The sequence below is a fragment of the Phenylobacterium sp. genome, from assembly GCF_965229015.1.
In the GTDB taxonomy this organism is placed as follows: Bacteria; Pseudomonadota; Alphaproteobacteria; order Caulobacterales; family Caulobacteraceae; genus Phenylobacterium.
This window is the reverse complement of the sequence record NZ_CBDDIM010000001.1, coordinates 2,766,711-2,783,671: the sequence shown is the minus strand read 5'-3', so window position 1 is coordinate 2,783,671 and position 16,961 is coordinate 2,766,711. Positions and strand designations below refer to the sequence as shown.

16 protein-coding genes are annotated in these 16,961 nt (G+C 70.9%); 11 read left to right on the top strand and 5 right to left on the bottom strand.

Going from position 1 to position 16,961, the window contains the following annotated elements; genetic code table 11:
• Nucleotides 1-48 precede the first annotated feature (48 nt).
• Genes ACO06I_RS14015 through ACO06I_RS14005 form a run of 3 tightly spaced genes read left to right on the top strand, consistent with a single transcriptional unit; the run spans nucleotide 49 to nucleotide 4,341 of the window.
• A complete protein-coding gene (locus tag ACO06I_RS14015) occupies nucleotides 49-768 on the top strand; it encodes an ABC transporter ATP-binding protein (protein ID WP_421933180.1) in 720 nt (239 codons plus the stop codon).
• On the top strand, nucleotides 765-3,134 hold the full coding sequence (locus ACO06I_RS14010) for an FtsX-like permease family protein (protein ID WP_421933179.1): 2,370 nt from the start codon (nucleotides 765-767) through the stop codon (nucleotides 3,132-3,134). Before ACO06I_RS14015 ends, ACO06I_RS14010 begins: the two co-directional genes overlap by 4 nt.
• 4 nt (nucleotides 3,135-3,138) lie before the next feature.
• A complete protein-coding gene (locus ACO06I_RS14005) occupies nucleotides 3,139-4,341 on the top strand; it encodes an efflux RND transporter periplasmic adaptor subunit (RefSeq protein ID WP_421933178.1) in 1,203 nt (400 codons plus the stop codon).
• Here ACO06I_RS14005 and folE read toward each other — a convergent pair.
• Entirely contained in the window at nucleotides 4,338-4,919 is a 582-nt protein-coding gene (folE, locus tag ACO06I_RS14000) for a GTP cyclohydrolase I FolE (protein WP_421933177.1), read from the bottom strand. The genes ACO06I_RS14005 and folE overlap by 4 nt on opposite strands.
• A 232-nt stretch (nucleotides 4,920-5,151) precedes the next feature.
• Here folE and ACO06I_RS13995 point away from each other — a divergent pair, with 232 nt between their 5' ends.
• From ACO06I_RS13995 to ACO06I_RS13985, 3 genes are read left to right on the top strand one after another with little or no spacing between them, the layout of a single operon-like run.
• Nucleotides 5,152-5,418, top strand: a complete 267-nt coding sequence (locus ACO06I_RS13995) for a DUF2312 domain-containing protein (protein WP_215338304.1) — start codon at nucleotides 5,152-5,154, stop codon at nucleotides 5,416-5,418.
• Complete coding sequence (locus tag ACO06I_RS13990; protein WP_421933176.1) at nucleotides 5,415-5,744, top strand: hypothetical protein; 330 nt, start codon at nucleotides 5,415-5,417, stop codon at nucleotides 5,742-5,744. Before ACO06I_RS13995 ends, ACO06I_RS13990 begins: the two co-directional genes overlap by 4 nt.
• 2 nt (nucleotides 5,745-5,746) lie before the next feature.
• On the top strand, nucleotides 5,747-6,118 hold the full coding sequence (locus ACO06I_RS13985; protein ID WP_421933175.1) for a hypothetical protein: 372 nt from the start codon (nucleotides 5,747-5,749) through the stop codon (nucleotides 6,116-6,118).
• Nucleotides 6,119-6,122: 4 nt separating this feature from the next.
• Here the strand turns inward: ACO06I_RS13985 and ACO06I_RS13980 are convergent, their stop codons facing one another.
• Together ACO06I_RS13980 and ACO06I_RS13975 are read right to left on the bottom strand one after the other, a co-directional pair.
• The gene (locus ACO06I_RS13980) at nucleotides 6,123-7,883 is read right to left on the bottom strand and encodes a M14 family metallopeptidase (protein ID WP_421933174.1); all 1,761 of its coding nucleotides are present in this window, start codon (nucleotides 7,881-7,883) and stop codon (nucleotides 6,123-6,125) included.
• 109 nt (nucleotides 7,884-7,992) lie between these two features.
• Nucleotides 7,993-9,486 carry a sigma-54-dependent transcriptional regulator gene (locus tag ACO06I_RS13975; protein ID WP_421933173.1) on the bottom strand — a complete coding sequence of 498 codons (1,494 nt, stop codon included), beginning with the start codon at nucleotides 9,484-9,486 and terminating at the stop codon, nucleotides 7,993-7,995.
• Between the two features lie 179 nt (nucleotides 9,487-9,665).
• Here ACO06I_RS13975 and ACO06I_RS13970 point away from each other — a divergent pair, with 179 nt between their 5' ends.
• Nucleotides 9,666-10,322, top strand: coding sequence for a hypothetical protein (locus ACO06I_RS13970; RefSeq protein ID WP_421933172.1), 657 nt, complete (start codon nucleotides 9,666-9,668; stop codon nucleotides 10,320-10,322).
• An 80-nt stretch (nucleotides 10,323-10,402) separates the two neighbouring features.
• Complete coding sequence (locus ACO06I_RS13965; RefSeq protein ID WP_421933171.1) at nucleotides 10,403-12,517, top strand: PQQ-dependent dehydrogenase, methanol/ethanol family; 2,115 nt, start codon at nucleotides 10,403-10,405, stop codon at nucleotides 12,515-12,517.
• A gap of 144 nt (nucleotides 12,518-12,661) precedes the next feature.
• On the opposite strand, the gene rocD is transcribed toward ACO06I_RS13965, so the two are convergent.
• Nucleotides 12,662-13,882, bottom strand: coding sequence for an ornithine--oxo-acid transaminase (gene rocD / locus ACO06I_RS13960; protein WP_421933170.1), 1,221 nt, complete (start codon nucleotides 13,880-13,882; stop codon nucleotides 12,662-12,664).
• On the bottom strand, nucleotides 13,879-14,736 hold the full coding sequence (locus ACO06I_RS13955; RefSeq protein ID WP_421933169.1) for a dimethylarginine dimethylaminohydrolase family protein: 858 nt from the start codon (nucleotides 14,734-14,736) through the stop codon (nucleotides 13,879-13,881). Before ACO06I_RS13955 ends, rocD begins: the two co-directional genes overlap by 4 nt.
• Before the next feature lie 115 nt (nucleotides 14,737-14,851).
• Between ACO06I_RS13955 and ACO06I_RS13950 the strand changes: the two genes are divergently transcribed.
• The 3 genes from ACO06I_RS13950 (at nucleotide 14,852) to ACO06I_RS13940 (ending at nucleotide 16,958) form a co-directional block, all read left to right on the top strand.
• A complete protein-coding gene (locus ACO06I_RS13950; protein ID WP_421933168.1) occupies nucleotides 14,852-15,274 on the top strand; it encodes an Lrp/AsnC family transcriptional regulator in 423 nt (140 codons plus the stop codon).
• 36 nt (nucleotides 15,275-15,310) lie between these two features.
• Entirely contained in the window at nucleotides 15,311-16,282 is a 972-nt protein-coding gene (locus ACO06I_RS13945; protein ID WP_421933167.1) for an alpha/beta hydrolase, read from the top strand.
• Nucleotides 16,283-16,373: 91 nt separating this feature from the next.
• Complete coding sequence (locus tag ACO06I_RS13940; protein ID WP_421933166.1) at nucleotides 16,374-16,958, top strand: hypothetical protein; 585 nt, start codon at nucleotides 16,374-16,376, stop codon at nucleotides 16,956-16,958.
• The last annotated feature ends 3 nt before the right edge of the window (nucleotides 16,959-16,961 follow it).

Here is a 16,961-nt window from a genome sequence, read left to right as displayed (position 1 = left end):
CAGGGTCCAGCCTGATGCGCCGGTCAGGCGCAGGTTCCGGGGCCGGACATGGATTCCTCCGATACGACGCCGGCCTTCGACATCCGGGGCCTGGCCAAGGTCTACAGGACCGAGGCCGGGGAGGTGCACGCCCTGCGCGGCGTCGATCTGCAGATCGCCAAGGGCGAGACCCTGGTGCTGCTGGGGCCCTCGGGCTCGGGCAAGTCGACCCTGCTCAACATTCTGGGGGGCCTGGACCGGGCGAGTTCGGGCTCGGCGCGCTTCCATGACCTGGAGCTGACCACCGCCAGCGACCGGGAGCTGACCCGCTACCGGCGGGCCAGCGTCGGCTTTATCTTCCAGTTCTTCAACCTGGTCCCCAGCCTGACGGCGCGGGAGAACGTTGCCCTGATCACCGAGATCTCCCGCGATCCCATGCCGCCCGAGGAGGCGCTGGCCCGCGTCGGCCTGGCCGAGCGGCTGGACCACTTCCCCGCCCAGCTCTCCGGCGGCGAGCAGCAGCGGGTGGCCGTGGCCCGCGCCATCGCCAAGCGGCCCGAGCTGCTGTTCTGCGACGAACCCACCGGGTCCCTCGACAGCGAGAGCGGGGTCCGCGTGCTGGAGGCCATCGCCGAGGTCACCGCCGCGGTGGGGGCGACCACCATGATCGTCTCCCACAACACCTCCATCGGGGCCATGGCCGACCGGATCATCCGCTTCCGCGACGGCCAGATCACCGAGGCGGCCGCCAACCCCCACAAGATCGCCCCCAGGGAGATGGCCTGGTGAGGCCCGCCCCCCTGGACCGCAAGGTGCTGCGCGACCTGTGGCGGATGAAGTGGCAGGTGCTGGCCATCGCCCTGCTGATCGCCTGCGGGGTCTCGGTGGCGGTGATGTCCTTCTCGGCCCAGCGGGCCCTGGCCACCGCCCAGGCCGATTTCTACGAGGCGACCCGGTTCGCCGACGCCTTCGCCCAGGCCAAGCACGCGCCCCTGTCCCTGGCCCGGGAGCTGGCGGCCATCGAGGGGGTGAGCGCCCTGGACGTGCGCATCGCCGAGGTGGGGCTGATGGACCTGCCGGGCCTGGCGCGGCCGGCAACGGCCCGGCTGATCGCCCTGCCGCAGGACGAGCGGGCGGCGCTGAACGGGATCGTGCTGGTCGAGGGGCGGCTGCCCGACCCCACCCGCACCGACGAGGCCGTGGCCCTCAAGACCTTCATGACCGCCGCCCACCTGCATCTGGGCCAGAAGCTGAGCGCGGTGATCGGCGGGCGGACCTTCGACTTCAAGATCGTCGGGGCGGCCCTGTCGCCGGAATATGTCTATGTGCCGGCTCCCGAGTCCTTCATGCCCGACGACGCCCACCAGGGGGTGCTGTGGGCGCCGCGGCCCGCGGTGGAGCGGGTGGCCGGGATGTCGGGGGCCTTCAACATCGCGGCCTTCCGCCTGGCCCCGGGGACCTCGGTCGCCGGCGTGCTGCAGGACATCGACCGGCTGCTGGCGCCCTATGGCGGCCGGGCGGCCTACGCCCGGGCCGATCAGCCCTCCCACGCCTTCCTGGACGCCGAGCTCAAGGAGCTGTCCACCTCGGCCACCATCCTGCCGCCGATCTTCCTGCTCATCGCCGCGGCCCTGGTCCATCTGGTGATCACCCGGCTGGTGGAGGCCGAGCGCGAGCAGATCGGCCTGCTCAAGGCCTTCGGCTACAGCGACCTGGAGGCGGCCTCGCCCTATCTGAAGCTGGCCGGGGGGATCGGCCTGACCGGCGCGCTGGCGGGGGGCGTCCTGGGCGGCGCCCTGGGGGCGGCCATCGTCGACCTCTACCGGGACTATTTCCGTTTTCCCGTCCTGGAGGTGACCTTCCATTGGCCGGCCTTCGCCGGCGCCTCGGCGGTGGCCGTGGGGGCGGCCCTGGCCGGATCCCTGACGGCGGTGCGCCGCGCCGCGGCCCTGTCGCCGGCCGTCGCCATGTCGCCGCCCCGCCCCGCGGCCTATCGCGCTGGCCTGCTGGACCGCCTCGTGCGGGGGAAGGGCGTCGACCAGGCCACCCGGATGGTCGTGCGCCACCTCGAGCGGTTCCCGATGCGGGGCGCCCTGGCCGCCCTCGGCCTGGCCTCCAGCCTGTCCCTGCTGGTGGGGACCCAGTTCATGTTCGACAGCCTCGATCAGGTGGTGGACCAGGCCTATTTCCGCACCCAGCGCTGGACGGAGTCGGTGGGCCTGGCCGAGGCGCGTGGGATCGCCGCGGTGACCGAGATCGGCCGCCTGCCCGGGGTGACCGCGGCCGAGCCGGTGCGGGTCGTCGCCGCCCGTCTGAAGGCCGCCGGACGCGAGGAGACCACCCGCCTGGTGGGGCTGGAGTCCGAGGCGCGGCTGCAGCAGCCCCTGGACGCTCGCGACCGGCCCATCCCCTTCAAGGGCGACGGCCTGGTGGTGAGCGAGGCCCTGGCCGGGCGCCTGGGTCTGCATCCCGGCGACCAGGTCTGGGTGGAGGTGCTGGACGGACGCGCCCCCAGCGCCCTGATGACCATCACGGGGCTGGCCCGCGACTACAGCGGCTTCGCCGCCTATCTGGACCGCCGCGCCCTGAACCGGCTGATGGGGGAGGGCGACCTGGCCAACCGCGCCGAGCTGCTGGTGGCGGCCGACGCGCGGCCGGCCTTCTATCGCGCCGTGGAGGCCAGGCCCGGCATCGTCGGGGCCTCGTCGCGCGACGAGACCGTGGCCGCCTGGCGCCAGGCCATGGCCGAGGCCTTCCGCACGACCCTGACCTTCTATGTCGGCTTCGCCGCCGCCATCGCCTTCGGGGTGGCCTACAACGTCACCCGCATCTCGCTGTCGGAGCGGTCGCGGGACCTGGCCACCCTGCACGTCCTGGGATTCGGTCACGGCGAGTGCGCCTATATCCTGGCCGGCGAGCTGGTGATCCTGGCCCTGGCGGCGGTTCCCCTGGGAATTCTGGGGGGACAGGCCCTGGCCCATGGCCTGGTGGCCGCCTATTCCCGCGACGAACTGCGGCTGCCGGCGGTGATCACCGCCCAGAGCTACGGCCTGGCGATCGCCGCCTATCTGAGCGCCGTGCTGCTGGGCGGGGTGCTGGTGGTGCGCCGAGTCTGGGGCCTCGACCTCGTAAGCGTTCTGAAGACCAGGGAGTAGAGCCGTGGCCGACATCAAGTGGGTGAGATGGGCGCTGGGAGGCGCGGCGGCGGCGGTGGCCGCCGGCGCCCTGGCCTTGCTGCTGGCCCCCCGGCCGGTGCCGGTGGACGTAGGGACCGCGGCCGTCGGCCCCATCGCCCAGAGCGTCGCCGACCAGGGGCTGGCCCGGGTGCGGGAGGCCTATCTGGTGGCCGCCCCGGTTTCCGGCCGGCTGGAGCGGGTGGAGCTGCACGTGGGCGACCGGGTCGTGGCGGGAACGACGGTGGTGGCCAGGATCCGCCCGGCCAGCGCCGACCTGCTGGACCCCCGGGCCAGGGCCCAGGCCGAGGCGACCGTCACGGCCGCGCAGGCTGCGGTCGGCGCGGCCCAGGCTCAGCAGGAGGAACTGACGGCGCAGGCGCGCAAGGCCGACGGCGACCTCGCCCGGGTCCGCGTCCTGGCCGAAAAGGGCTTCGCCGCCCGCCAGGCCCTGGATTCCGCCGAGGCCCAGAGCCGCGCCAGCCGCGCGGCGGTGCGGGCCGCGGCCGCGCAACTGTCGGTCCGGCGCTCGGAGCTGGCGGTGGCGCGCGGCGCCCTGCTGGGCCCCGACGCCGGCGACGGACAGGCGGTGCCGGTGACCTCGCCCGCGTCGGGCTATGTCACCCGGGTGCTGCAGGAGAGCGCCGCGCCGCTGGCCATGGGGGCGCCCCTGCTGGAGGTGAGCGATCAGAGCGGCCTGGAGGCGGCCATCGAGTTCCTGTCCCAGGACGCGGTGCGGATCGCCGAGGGCATGCCCGCCGCGATCTACGACTGGGGCGGTCCCGGAACCCTGCCGGCGATGGTGCGCCGGGTGGAGCCCCAGGCCTTCACCAAGACCTCGGCCCTGGGGGTCGAGGAGCAGAGGGTGCGGGTGCTGCTGCAGCTCACCGGCCCGCCGGCGACCTGGGCGCGGCTGGGTCCGGGCTACCGCGTTTGGGGCCGGGTGATCCTGCGCCGGGCGCCCCACGCCCTGAAGGCCCCCCTCGGCGCCCTGGTGCGCGCCGACGGCGGCTGGGCGGTCTATCGAATTGAGGACGGCCGGGCGCGGCTGACCCCCATCAAGGTGGGCGCCCTGACCGACCGCGAGGCCGAGGTGCTGTCGGGCCTGAAGGCGGGCGACCGGCTGGTGGTCTTTCCCTCCGACAAGGTCCGCGACAGGGCCCGGGTGAAGGAACGCGCCGCGCCCTAGCCGCGGACGAGGTCGAAGAATTCCTGCCGCGTGCGGGGATCGTCGCGGACTTCGCCCAGCAGATGGCTGGTGGTCAGGCGGGAGCCCGGGGTGTTGACCCCGCGCATGGTCATGCAGCTGTGCTCGGAGACGATCACCACCCCCACCCCCTTGGGCGCCAGGATGTCCTGGATGGCGCCGGCGATGTCGGCGGTGAGCTTCTCCTGGATCTGCAGCCGGCGGGCGAAGCCGTGGACCACGCGGGCCAGCTTGGAGATCCCCACCACCCGGTCGTTGGGCAGGTAGCCGACATGGGCGGTCCCCAGGAAGGGCAGCATGTGGTGCTCGCAGAAGCTCACCACCCGGATGTCTTTCAGGATCACCAGCTCGTCATAGCCGCCGACCTCCTCGAAGGTGCGGGCCAGGTAGTCCTTGGGGTCGGTCTCGTAGCCGGAGAACAGCTCCTTGTAGGACCGCGCCACCCGCGCCGGGGTCTCCTTGAGGCCCTCGCGGTCGGGATCGTCGCCGGCCCATTCGATGAGGGTGCGGACGGCGGCCTCGGCCTCCTGCTGGCTGGGGCGCTTGGGGGATGTGGTCATGGGAAGCTCCGCGGCGTTCCGTCTCAACGGATCGCCGCGGTGAAGGTTCAGAGCGGATGACAGAGACCGACCCTGAGGCCGACGCCCTTCCTCATTAAAATCAATGATTTTAATGAGATAAGAAGGGGTCGTTTTAAGAGCCTGGAGCGCGACGGCCGCCGAAACCGGCTTCCACTTTCGGCTGTCGCGCTCTAGTGTCCGCCGCTTTCCAGCCTCCTATCCGCGAGCTCCCATGGCCGACGACGCTTCCCACGCCGACATCCTGAACCAGACGGCCCAGGGCCAGCTGAAGAGCATCATCGAGCGCATCGAGCGCCTCGAGCAGGAGAAGTCGGAGATCGCCGAGCAGATCAAGGAGGTCTTCGCCGAGGCCAAGGGCAACGGCTTCGACGTCAAGATCCTGCGCAAGGTGATCCGCATCCGCAAGCAGGACGCCGCCAAGCGCCAGGAGGAAGACGCCATCCTCGACCTCTATCTCTCCGCGCTCGGAGTGATTTGAAGCGGGGCCCGCCAGATCGGAAGGCGCAGGCCCAGCGGGCCGCGCTGAACGCCCTGAAACGCGCCCAGCGCACGGCCGATAAGGCCGGCGTCAAGCTCTCCGACTGGGAGGGCGAGTTCCTCGAATCGGTCACCGAGCGGGTGAAGACCTACGGCCGCGCCTTCGCCGACCCCGAGAAGGGCGGCGCGGGCGAGGCCTTCTCGGTGATGCAGCACATCAAGCTCAAAGAGATCGTCGCCAAGGCCAAGGGCGAGAAGAAGCCGCCGCCGGCTCGGCGCGGCTTCAAGCGGCGCGGGCCGCCCAAGGCCGACAAGGACGGCGCCTAGGCGTGACCTCCGGGGACACCCTTCCCGAGCTGATCGCCAGGGCGAGGCGCGCGGCGCTCACCCTGCGCGCCACGACCCTGAAGTCGCGCGGGGCGGGCCACGCGGTCTATGTGGTGCTGCTGGAGGATTCGCGGCGGCCCTGCCGCTGGGGCCTCTATGTGGGTGAGACCTCCCGCGATCCCGACCTGCGCTTCGACCAGCACAAGACCGGCTACAAGGCCAGCCGATGGGTGAACCGCTTTGGCGTCCGCCTGCTCCCCGACGTGGTCGAACACCTCAATCCCCTCAAACGCTGGGAAGCCATCGACCTGGAGGAGGCCCTGGCCGAGGCCTTCCGCAAGGCCGGCGTGACCTGGGTCGAGGGCGGCCACTAGGGCCTCAGACCTCGCGGCCGATCGGATAGAGCAGGTAGCGGTCGTCGTAGAAGGGCGTGCGCTCATAGAACCAGGCCAGGCGCGCGGCGGCGTCCTTGGCGAACGCCGGTTCGGCGGCCAGCCTCGCCTCGAATTCCGCCCGTAGCCCCGCGTCGGCCGCCAGCATTCGGTCGGCCAGGGGGGCGATGGCGTAGGCCTCGATATATTCCACCCGGGTCAGCACCTCGGGGATCATGCCCCAGGAAAAAAAGCTCTCGCTGGATTGAGGCTCCAGCAGCAGGACCACCAGGTCCCCCAGGGGCTGGTCGGTGGAGACCCGCACCGAGCCGGGGGCGAAGACCCAGTCGCGGCGCTCGGTGGTCACGTCCCTGGCGGTGATCGCCACGTGCCCCTCGGCCGCCTGGCTGGCGATCTTCGGCGCGGTCAGGCGCAGCATGTCCACACTGACCGTCCTGGGCTCGGTGAGCGCCGCCATCTCCACGCCGTGCAGGGCCAGGCGCTCGATCAGGTCGGCCCGGTAGCCCGGAACCCAATAGGCGGCCGGCCGGGCCAGGGTCAGGGTCGGTTCCGACAGGAAGTGGGGCAGGGACCAGGGCTCCGGGTCCGGCTCCCCCAGCCAGCGGATCTCGCGGCGCCCCGAGGCCGGGCTCTCATAGGTGTCGTACTTGATGCCCTTGAAGCTGCGGGTCCGCGCCGGCGCCTTGGCCTGGACGAAGTTGGCCGGGATCTGCGCCGGTCGCAGGGCCCTGTCCGCCGTGATCGCCGCGCGCAGGCCCGCCCCCTTGTCGGCCAGCAGTTTCAGCGCCGTTTCCAGGAACACATAGGTCGCCAGCACCCGCTGGGCGTGGGGCTTGAGGCTGTGATTCTCGATCAGGATGGTGGGGACGTGGGCGGCCGCGCCCCAGCCGTTGGAGAACCGCTCGCCGAGTCCGCCGTCCGACAGCCCGGCCTTTGGGTCGTCGTCGTCCAGGCCGAACACCAGCTCGCCGGGGATGTGGCCCTCGGCCTCCAGGGCCCCGTTCATCACCGGCTTGAAGACATCGTCGAGCCATTTGGCGATGGCCGGCGACCGCGACCAGGACCGCTCCTCGCCATTGTAGCCGTAGGTCAGGTCGTACTGGTAATCGAGGCCGTCGGTGACGTGGATGTCCACATAGAGGTCGGGCCGGTATTTGTTGAGCAGGCCCCGCGCGGCCTGCATCTCCGGCTGGTCCAGCTTCATGTAGTCGCGGTTGAGGTTCTGGTTCGTGGCCGTGTTGCGCCAGCCCTGGATGCGCGGACCCCGCTGGTTGGGCCGCGAATAGGCCGAGGCCCGCTCATGGCCGTCGACGCTGAGGATCGGCGCCAGGATCAGGTTGGCCCCGTCCAGCAGGGCGTCCTTCCCATAGAAGCAGATGTCGCGCAGCAGCATCATGCCCGCGTCCTTGCCGTCGATCTCGCCCGGGTGGATGCCGGCCTGGGCCAGCAGCACCGGCTTCTTCGGATCGAAGGCTTCGCCGTCCTTGCTGGCGATCACCGCATAGATCGGCCGCCCCTCCGGCGAGGTCCCGAACACCTCGATGCGGATCCAGGGCGAGGCCGCCTCCAGCCGGTCGAACCAGGCGCGCGTCGCGGCGTAGTCGGGGCTGAAATTGTGCTCGGGGTCGGCCTCGAAGGCGCTGACCCAGGGATCGGTCGCCGGCCGCAGCAGGGCCTGGCTGGCGCCCTGCCAGGGCGGGGCGGGGGGCAGGAATTCCTGGTCCCAGGGGGCGGGGGCGTCGACCATCGGCAGGCTCACTCCGGACGCGACGGAGCACGGCCCCGACGCGAGCTTGAACCTCACCTCATTGCGGGAGCGGGCGGCCCCTGTCGAGGGCCCGCCCGAGCTTCCTCCGTCAGGCGACGGCGGCGGAGTCCTCGCCTTCGCCGTCCTTCAGGATGCCGTCGAGGCCCTGCTCGCGGACCTTGCGGTAGAGGGTGGAGCGGCCGATGCCGAGCCGGCGGGCCACCTCGCTCATGTGGCCGGCATAGATCTCGATGGCCAGCTGGATGAGGTCGCGCTCGATCTCCTCCAGGGTCCGCAGGTGGCCGCGGCCGTCCAGGATGCGCACGGGCGAATCCTGCGGGATCTCGCTCATCAGCTGCTGGGCGGTCGGCAGGGACGGCGCCTGGGCCATCAGGGCGGTGGGGGACACGGCCTCCGGCGGCGGAGCGGCCACCCCGGAGATGGCCGGGAAGTCGTAGGGCTGCAGATAGGGCGAATCGGCCAGCACGATGGCGCGATAGACCGCATTCTCCAGCTGGCGGACATTCCCCGGCCAGTCGAAGGCGGTGAGGAAGGCGAGCGTCTCCGGCGAGGCGCCCACCACCGACTTGCCCTCTTCGATATTGAAGCGGCGGATGAAGTGCTCCACCAGGGCCGGGATGTCCTCGCGCCGGTTGCGCAGGGCCGGGGCCTCGATGGGGAAGACGTTGAGGCGGTAGAACAGGTCCTCGCGGAACAGGCCGTCCTTCACCGCCTGGGCCGGATCGCGGTTGGTGGCCGAGACAATGCGGACATCCACCTTCAGCGAGCGCTTGGAGCCGATGGCGTCAACCTCGCCCTCCTGCAGCACCCGCAGCAGCTTGACCTGCATGTCGAGGGGAAGCTCGCCCACCTCGTCCAGGAACAGGGTGCCGCCATTGGCCTCCTGGAACTTGCCCAGGTGCTTGTCGGTGGCGCCGGTGAAGCTGCCCTTCTCGTGACCGAACAGGATGGACTCGATCAGGTTCTCGGGGATGGCGCCGCAGTTCACCGCCACGAAGGGCTTGCCGGCGCGGTCGGAGGAGCCGTGCACGGCGCGCGCGATCACTTCCTTGCCGACCCCGCTCTCGCCGGTGATCAGGATGGGGATGGAGGACTTGGCCGCCCGCTCACCCAGGCGCTTGACCATGGTCATGGCCGGCGAGTCGCCCACCATGTCGGCGAAGCTGGCGCGGCCGGTGGTGTGCTTCTTCAGCCGCTCGACCTCGCTCTTCAGGGAGCCGAGATTCAGGGCGTTGCGGATGGAGACGATGATGCGTTCGGGCGAGGCCGGCTTGACGAAGAAGTCGCAGGCGCCGGCCTGCATGGCGGCGACCACGGTGTCGATGCCGCCGGTGGCGGTGACCACGATCACCGGCTGCTGGTGACCGCGGGCCCGCATCTCCTTCAGGGTCTCCTGGCCGGTGATGCCGGGCATCACCAGGTCCAGCAGCACCAGGTCGGTCGGCGCGCCCGACTGCAGCCGGGCGATCGCCTGGTCGCCGTTCTCGGCGTGGACCGCGACAAAGCCCTCCCGCTCCAGGACCGCCTGGATCAGCCTGCGCTGTGTCGGGTCGTCATCGACGACGAGGACCGTCTTGGTCATTTGAAAACACCCACCAGAACCGGGCGCCGCCACATGGACGAGGCCTCTTGTTGACCCGGATTGATACAGGCCTTGGGTAAAGGACGCGTTTCGGAGTCCTGAGTCGGGCGTTAACGCGGGGACTTGCGCACAGCCAAGCTCCGGCGCTCTCATCGGGCAAGATCCTGGGGAGGACGTCGATGTTTGTGGGCCACTACGCCGCCGCGCTGGCGGCCAAGAGCGCCGAGCCGCGCGGGCCGCTCTGGACCTATGTCCTGGGCTGCCAGCTGATCGACGTGGCCTGGGGCGGGCTGATCGCCGCCGGCGTCGAGCGGGTCACCGTCGATCCCAGCCTGCCCGGGAGCGCGCTCGTTCTGGAGCACATGCCCTACACCCACAGCCTGCCGGCCTCGATCGCCTGGTCGGTGGGCGCCGCCCTGCTGGCGCGGCTGGTCCTGCGCCTGCCCTGGCGGGTGGCGGTGGTGATCGCCCTGACGGTCTTCTCCCACTGGCTGGCGGACCTCCTGGTGCATCGCCCCGATCTTGAGCTGTGGTTCGGCGGAGAGAAGGTCGGGCTGGGGCTTTGGAACTATCCGGTCCCGGAGCAGGCCGTCGAGATCGGCCTGCTGGGCCTGGCGGCCGCGGCCTGGACCTGGCGTCGCGCCAAGCTCGGCCAGGGGCTCTGGCCGGCCCTGATCTTCGTCGGCCTGCTGCTGGCCCTGCAACTCTACGCCATGTTGCAGCCGGCCAATCCCGATCCCGTGGGCCTGGGGACCACGGCCATCGCCGTCTACCTGCTGTTCACCGCCCTGGCCTGGATCGTCGACCGGCCGGGGTCCAAACCCCGGCCCGCGTGACGCGACGTCACCAGTTGCGGCGGCGACGCGCGCGCGCATAGTGCGGCCAGGACCGGCATACACGGTCGGGGAGGACCTCCATGAAGCTCACCAAGCTCGCCATCGTCCTGGCGTTCTCAGCTCTCGTCGCGGCCTGCGGACAGGCCAAGCCCGGAAATGTCGACGGCAAGCGGATCGCCGCGGCCTCGGCCAATGGCGACTGGGTCTCGGTCGGCCGGACCTATGACGAGCAGCGCTTCAGTCCCCTCACCAAGATCGACACCAAGAACGTCGGGACCCTGGGCCTGGCCTGGTACCACGAGTTCGACACCGACCGCGGCCAGGAGGCCACCCCGGTGGTGGTCGACGGGGTCATGTACACCACCACGGCCTGGTCCAAGGTCTACGCCTTCGACGCCAAGACCGGCGAGCAGAAGTGGTCCTACGATCCCAAGGTCGACGGCTCCAAGGGCTATGACGCCTGCTGCGACGTGGTCAACCGCGGGGTCGCCGTCTGGAAGGGCCGGGTCTATTTCGGCACCCTGGACGGGCGCCTGATCGCGCTGGACGCCGCCACCGGAAAGCCGGTCTGGACGACCCAGACCACCGACAATTCCCAGCCCTATACGATCACCGGCGCCCCCCGGATCATCAAGGACAAGGTGATGATCGGCAACGGCGGCGCCGAGTACGGCGTGCGCGGCTACCTGTCGGCCTATGACACGGCCACCGGCAAGCTCGTCTGGCGCTTCTACACCACCCCCAACGCCAAGGGTCAGCCGGACGGCGCGGCCAGCGACAAGATCATGAAGGAGAAGGCCGCCGCCACCTGGTTCGGCGACGGCTGGAAGGAGACCGGCGGCGGCGGCACGGTCTGGGACTCCATGGCCTATGACCCCGACCTCGACATCCTCTATGTGGGCGTTGGCAACGGCTCGCCCTGGAACCGGCTGAAGCGGTCGGACGGCAAGGGCGACAACCTCTTCCTGTCGTCGATCCTGGCGCTGAAGCCCGACACCGGCGCCTATGTCTGGCACTACCAGACCACGCCTGGCGAGAGCTGGGACTACACCGCCACCCAGCACATCATCCTGGCCGACCTGACGGTGGGCGGGACGCCGCGCAAGGTGCTGATGCAGGCGCCGAAGAACGGCTTCTTCTATGTGCTCGACCGGGCGACCGGCGAGCTGCTCTCGGCCAAGAACTATATCCCGGTGACCTGGGCGACGGGGATCGACCCGAAGACCGGCCGCCCCATCGAGAACCCCGGCGCGCGCTATGAGACCGCGCCCTCCCTGCAGTTCCCCGGACCGCTGGGGGGCCACAACTGGCACCCGATGTCCTTCAGCCCCAAGACCGGCCTGGTCTATATCCCGGCCCAGCTGGACCCCTTCGCCTACACCAACGAGAAGGACTACAAGCACCGCCAGGGCGCCTGGAACCTGGGCACCGATCTGCTGGCCAACGCCTTCCCGAGCGACAAGGCCCAGCTCGCCGGCCTGAAGTCGATGTTCAAGGGTCAGCTGATCGCCTGGGACCCTGTGGCCCAGAAGGCCCGCTGGACCGTGCAGCATCCCTATTTCTGGAACGCCGGCATCATGTCAACGGCCGGCGGCCTGGTGTTCCAGGGCGACGGGGTGGGCGAGTTCGTCGCCTATGACGCCGCCACCGGCAAGAAGCTGTGGAGCTACAAGACCGAGAACGGCGTCGTCGCCGCCCCCTCCACCTACGAGATCGACGGCGAGCAGTACGTCGCCCTGATGGTGGGTTATGGCGGCGGGGCGCCGACCTCGGCGTCGGCGGTGCTGCGAGAGCGTCCCCGGCTTCCCGGCCGCCTGATGGTCTTCAAGCTGGGCGGCAAGGCCCAGGCCAAGCCCTACGACATCCCGGTGATTCCCAATCTCGACCTCACCGGCGTCACCTCCACCGGCGACGCCAAGGCGGGCTTCGCCCTGTTCCACAACAACTGCCAGGTCTGCCACGGTCCCAGCGCGTCCGGCGCCTTCCTGCCCGACCTGAAGAAGTCGCAGATGCTGCTGACGGAGGCCGACTGGAAGTCGGTGGTGATCGACGGCGCCCGCAAGGCCAACGGCATGGCGAGCTTCGCCCGCTTCCTGTCGCCCAAGGACGCCGAGGACATCCGCGCCTATGTGATCACCGAGGCCCGCAACGCCCAGGCCGGCGTGGCCCCGGCCAAGGCGCAGGGGGCGAAGTAGGGAACCTTCTCCTCTCCCCTTCTGGGGGAGAGGTTAGGGTGAGGGGGCGCGCAGCAGGGCTGCGCGTCTCTGACGCCGAGCGACAACGGAAGAGCAGAAAGAGCCCTCACCCTGCCTCTCCCGCAAGCGGGAGAGGAGAAGAGGTCAAGTAGGGGGCAGCGCCGCCTGCACCTGCTCGGCGATCCAGTCGGCCTCACCCGCGGTGAGCACCAGGGGCGGGGAGATGCGGATCGTGTGGTCGTGGGTGTCCTTGGCCAGCAGGCCTCGGGCGGCGAGGGCCTCCACCACCGGTCGGGCGCCGCCGGCCTGCGGGTGCAGTTCCACGGCCAGCATCAGGCCGCGGCCGCGAACCTCCTTGACGGCGGGGTGGCGGATCGAGGCCAGGGTCGCCTTCAGGCGCGCGCCCATGACCGCCGAATTCTCGACCATACCCTCGTCCACCAGGACCTTCAGGGCCATGCGGGCCACGGCGCAGGCCAGGGGATTGCCGCCGAAGGTGGAGCCATGGTCGCCGGGCTTCAGCACCCCCAGCACCTGGGCGTTGGAGAGCACGGCGGAGACCGGATAGACCCCGCCGGCCAGCGCCTTGCCCACCAGGGTGAGGTCGGCCTCGATGCCCTCGTGTTCCTCCGCCAGCAGCTTGCCGGTGCGGCCGAAGCCGGTCTGAATCTCGTCGAGGATCAGCACGACATTGTGGGCGGTGCAGAGCTCGCGCACCCGGGTGAAATAGCCGGCCGGCGGGATGACCACGCCCGCCTCGCCCTGGATGGGCTCCACCAGGAAGCCGACGGTGTTGGGGGTGATGGCGGCCTCGAAGGCGGCGACGTCGCCGTAGGGGACCATCCTGAAGCCGGGCGTGAAGGGGCCGAAGCCGGCGCGGGTCTGGTCGTCGGAGGAGAAGCCGACGATGGCGAGCGTCCGGCCGTGGAAGTTCTCCGAACAGACGATGATCTCGGCGCGATCGGCCGGCACGCCCTTCACCTCGTAGCCCCACTTGCGGACGGTCTTCAGCGCGCTTTCCACGGCCTCGGCGCCGGAGTTCATCGGCAGGGCCATGTGGGAGTTGGTCAGCGTGCAGAGCTCCTCCAGGAAGGCCGGAAGTTGGTCGTTGCGGAAGGCGCGGCTGGTCAGGGTCAGGCGCTGGGCCTGCTCGGTCAGGGCGCCGATGATGCGCGGGTGGCAGTGGCCCTGGTTCACCGCCGAATAGGCCGAGAGACAGTCCAGGTAGCGTTTGCCGTCCACGTCCCAGACATGCACCCCCTCGCCGCGGGTCAGGACCACGTCGAGGGGCTTGTAGTTGTGGGCGCCGTAGTGGTTCTCGCGTTCGATGAGGTCGGCGGCGCGGCTGAGGACAGCGGTGGTCATGCGGGAACTCCCTGAGGTGCGGAGACGAGATCCAGGCGAAGGGTCATGCAGAAGGCCGCCCCGCCGGAGAGGATGAAGGGGGCCAGGTCCACCTCGACCAGGCGGTAACCGCGGGCCTCGATGCGCGCCTTCAGCTCGGCCGGGGCGCGGGCCATGACGACGGTGCGGTCCAGGCAAACGGCGTTGACGCACAGGGCCTCGGCGTCCTGGCGGGTGGCGATCAGGCGGTCGGCGGGGGCGACGCGGGCCTCGATGGCCGCCAGGGCCTGGGGGGTGAAGGCCGGGGGATAGTAGAGCACCTCCCCGCCGCTCAGCGGCCGGAAGCAGGTGTCCAGGTGGTAGAAGTGAGGGCTGGCCAGCTCCAGGGCCACCACAGGGCGGCCGAAGGTGCGGGCGATGACCTCGGCGGCTTGGGCGTCGGAGCGCTGGCCGTGGCCGGTCCAGAAGATGCCCCGCGTCCCGTCCCACAGGGCGTCGCCGGCCCCCTCGTGGATCAGCCCCTCGGGGAGCTCGACGATGCGATCGATCCAGCCGCGGCGCTTCAGGGTCTCGAAGGCCGCCCGGAACGGGGCCTCCTCACCCCGGCGCTCAGGGTGGCGGAAGCGGGCCATGAGCGCCGTCCCGTCCAGCACCACGGCGGCGTTGGCGGGGAAGACCAGGTCAGGCAGGCCCGCCACGGCGGGGACCATCTCCACCCGGGCGCCGGCGGCCTGCAGGGCCCAGCTCAGGGCCGCCGAGCCGGCGCGGGCGGCGCGGGCGTGGGCCGGGGTCCAGGCGGCGGGACTCATCCAGGGATTGATGGTGTAGCTGACGTCGAAATGACCGGGGTCGGTCATCAGGAAGGTGGGGGCCATGGGTCGCCTCATGAGGAGTCCGCCCCACAGTCCCGCGCCGTCGCGCTAGCGAAAAGCCGCCGGGATGCTACGGTATGCCGGAAAGATTGGCGTTACGTCATGGGATTCTAGCGATATGGATGATCTGGACCGTCGGCTGCTGGCCCTGCTGCGCGAGGACGCCCGGGCGCCGGCCTCCAATCTGGCGACGAAGCTGAAGGTCTCCCGCGGCACCGTGCAGAACCGCATCGAGCGGATGCTGAAGCGGGGCGCCATCCAGGGCTTCACCGTCCGCGCCCGGCCCGAACTGGAGGCCGAGCGGGTGCGGGCCATCATGAGCCTGGCCATCGAGGGGGAGCGGACGGCGGCTGTGCTCAAGGCCCTGCGCGGCTTCCCGGAGGTGGCGGCGGTCCATTCCACCAACGGCCGTTGGGACCTGATCGCCGAACTGGACGCCGCCTCCCTGGCTGATTTCAGCCGCCTGTTGGACGAGGTCCGCACGCTCGAGGGGATCGGGGCCAGCGAGACCAGCCTGCTGCTCCGGACCCACCCGATCTAGCTCGCCAGGCGGGGCCGACCGCGTTAGCCTCGATCCATGACACCGGTTTCCAACCTGATCGCCGCCGTGGCCCTGGTCCTGGGTCTGGCCACCGCCGCCGCCGCCCAGGAGAGCCCCGCCGGCCCCGGCCACGCGGTGATCGCGTTGTGGCCCAAGGGTCCGCCCGGCGCCGAGCACGCCACGGCCCGCGAAGCGGTGGTCGAGCGGTCCAAGGACACCTCCGTCATCCGCGACCGCATCCTCAAGGGCGTCACCAATCCGACCCTGATCGCCTTCCGCCCGGAGCATCCCAACGGGGCGGCCCTGCTGATGGCGCCCGGCGGCGGCTATTCGTGGGTGGTGATGGACAAGGAGGGCTATGAGACCGCCGAGGTCTTCGCCAGGGCCGGGGTCACCGTCTTCGTCATGACCTACCGCCTGCCGCAGGAGGGTTGGAGCGCCGGCCCCGCCGCGCCGCTGCAGGACGCCCAGCGGGCCCTGCGCCTGATCCGGTCTCACGCCGCCGAGTACGGCGTCGATCCCAGGCGGGTGGGGGTGATGGGCTTCTCGGCCGGCGGCCACGTGGCCGGCATGCTGACCCTCAGGTTCGACCAGCCGACCTATGCCGCCGTCGACGCCGCCGACCTGGTTTCCGCCCGGCCCGACTTCGCCGTGCTGATGTATCCGGTGGCGACGATGGCGGAGCCCTACGTCCATCCCGGCTCGCGCCGGAACCTGCTGGGAGCCGCGCCCACGCCGAAGGCCGTGGCCGACGGGTCGCTGGAAAGGCTCGCCCGGCCCGACGCCCCGCCGGTCTTCCTGGTCCATGCCGTGGATGACGCCAGCGTGCCGGTGGAGAACAGCCTGCAGCTCTTCGACGCCCTGCGGGCCCAGAAGGTCCCGGTGGAGATGCACCTCTTCGAGGAGGGCGGGCATGGCTTTGGCCTGCGCTTCACCGTGGGCAAGCCCGTCGCCGCCTGGCCCGACCTGGTGCTGAGCTGGATGGGCCGGCGGGGCTACCTGGACTAGGCCGAGCCGATCATCCCTAACGCGCTCTTAGGGGCGTTCCTTCACGACGAATTCAGGCCGGTCCCCGAGGATGCGCCGCGTCGAGGGGTCCATGCAGATATCCACGCTCGGGGCGGCCCAGTCCGGCGCGCCCGCCATCCTGCCCGACAGCGTCGCGGCCGCCGCTCTGGTGCTGGGCGACCGCAGCGGCGCCGTGAGCCTGCGCGAGCAACTGGCCTCCTACCAGGACCTGGCCGGCCGCTGGCGCCAGGCCCAGGGCGGCGCGCGGCAGGCCCTGGCCCGGGTGCTCACCGACAGTCCCTTCGCCCAGCGGGTCCACACCACCCTCGACGCCTTCACCCGCGCGGCCTGGGCCGGCCCCGACGCCATGCCGCCCGAGCCCCAGGCCCGCGTGCTGCAGGCTTTCGACGCCCTGTCGGCCGACGACCAGCAGATCGTCGCCGGGGTGCAGGTGGACGCCGCCGGCGCCCCCGCCTACGCCGGCGCCGACGACTACCGGGCCCGGCTGCAGGCCGACCTCGACCAGGCCCAGCCCCGCCGCGCCGACAGCGTCACGCTCTCACAGGAGGCCCAGGCCGCCCTCGCCGGCGCCGCGCCCCCTGAGCCGCCGCCATCCCCCGAGGTCGCCCCCGAACGCGCCGCCGCCATCGCCGCCTACACCAAGCTGGCGCGGTAGGGC

Coding starts and splice junctions, on each gene's coding strand:
- ACO06I_RS13975 (WP_421933173.1), bottom strand. CDS start 9,486: ATGACCAAGACGGTCCTCGTCGTCGATGACGACCCGACACAGCGCAGG.
- ACO06I_RS13955 (WP_421933169.1), bottom strand. CDS start 14,736: ATGGCCCCCACCTTCCTGATGACCGACCCCGGTCATTTCGACGTCAGC.
- ACO06I_RS13995 (WP_215338304.1), top strand. CDS start 5,152: ATGGCCGACGACGCTTCCCACGCCGACATCCTGAACCAGACGGCCCAG.
- ACO06I_RS13950 (WP_421933168.1), top strand. CDS start 14,852: ATGGATGATCTGGACCGTCGGCTGCTGGCCCTGCTGCGCGAGGACGCC.
- ACO06I_RS13970 (WP_421933172.1), top strand. CDS start 9,666: ATGTTTGTGGGCCACTACGCCGCCGCGCTGGCGGCCAAGAGCGCCGAG.
- folE (WP_421933177.1), bottom strand. CDS start 4,919: ATGACCACATCCCCCAAGCGCCCCAGCCAGCAGGAGGCCGAGGCCGCC.
- ACO06I_RS13965 (WP_421933171.1), top strand. CDS start 10,403: ATGAAGCTCACCAAGCTCGCCATCGTCCTGGCGTTCTCAGCTCTCGTC.
- ACO06I_RS14015 (WP_421933180.1), top strand. CDS start 49: ATGGATTCCTCCGATACGACGCCGGCCTTCGACATCCGGGGCCTGGCC.
- rocD (WP_421933170.1), bottom strand. CDS start 13,882: ATGACCACCGCTGTCCTCAGCCGCGCCGCCGACCTCATCGAACGCGAG.
- ACO06I_RS13980 (WP_421933174.1), bottom strand. CDS start 7,883: ATGGTCGACGCCCCCGCCCCCTGGGACCAGGAATTCCTGCCCCCCGCC.
- ACO06I_RS13940 (WP_421933166.1), top strand. CDS start 16,374: ATGCAGATATCCACGCTCGGGGCGGCCCAGTCCGGCGCGCCCGCCATC.
- ACO06I_RS13945 (WP_421933167.1), top strand. CDS start 15,311: ATGACACCGGTTTCCAACCTGATCGCCGCCGTGGCCCTGGTCCTGGGT.